The organism is Nocardioides pakistanensis (assembly GCF_054781215.1).
The window spans coordinates 1-1,036 of record NZ_BAAGUV010000042.1; the positions used below are offsets into that span (position 1 = coordinate 1).

A 1,036-nucleotide genomic window follows, 5' to 3' on the forward strand; every position below is an offset into this window, starting at 1 on the left:
TGACACGCGGGGCGAGCACCCGAAACCAGACGCCCTCACACCCCTACCTGCGAGATCGGGTCTGACCACCAGCCATCTCACGAAGGAGCCCTCGCTTCCCATGCTGACACGGGAGGAAGACATCGACGCTCACGCGTTGCGGCGGCAGGGGTGGACGATCTCCGCGATCGCCCGGCACCTGGGGCGGGACCGCAAGACCATCCGCGCCTACCTCAACAACGAACGGGTCGCCGGGCAACGGAAGCCTGCTGAGGACGACCCGTTCGAGCCGTTCGTCGACTACGTCCGCGCCCGACTGACCGAGGACCCGCACCTGTGGGCGGTGACCTTGTTCGACGAGGTCGTCGGGCTCGGGTACGACCGGTCGTATCCGACGTTCACCCGCCAGATCCGCACCCGCGGTCTGCGGCCGCACTGCGAGCCCTGTTCGACGACCAAGGGCCGACCCAACGTGCCGATCGCGCATCCGCCGGGTGAGGAGACCCAGTGGGACTGGGTCGAGCTGCCCGACCCGCCCGCGTCGTGGGGGTGGGGCAAGAACGCGCACCTGCTGGTCGGGGCGCTCGCGCACTCCAGCCGCTGGCGCGGTCACCTGGCGCCGGCCGAGGACCAGGCACAGCTGATCGCCGGACTCGACGCCACGGCCCGCAAGCTCGGCGGGCTGACGAAGAAGTGGCGCTTCGACCGGATGAGCACGGTGTGCCACCCCGAGTCGGGCAAGGTCACCGCCACCTTCGCCGCGGTCGCCAAGCACTACGGCGTGTCCGTGGCGATCTGTCCACCGCGGCGCGGGAACCGCAAGGGTGTGGTGGAGAAGTCCAACCACACCGCCGCGCAACGCTGGTGGCGCACCCTGCCCGACGACATCACCGTCGAGGAAGCCCAAGCCTCCTTGGATAGGTGGTGCGCCCAGCGTGGTGATGCCCGGCTGCGTACCGCCGGGCCGGGCGGCAAGGCCAGCGTGCTGACGATCGCCGAACGCGAGCACTTGGCGCCGGTGCCGACCACGCCGTTCCCCGCGACGATCAGCGAGGAA

General features: G+C 70.2%; 1 protein-coding gene. It reads left to right on the forward strand.

Features of this window, described 5'->3' with window-relative positions; genetic code table 11:
- Positions 1-100: 100 nt before the first annotated feature.
- On the forward strand, positions 101-1,036 hold a 936-nt coding region (istA, locus tag ACYVIH_RS15770; protein ID WP_460870429.1), incomplete at its 3' end, for an IS21 family transposase.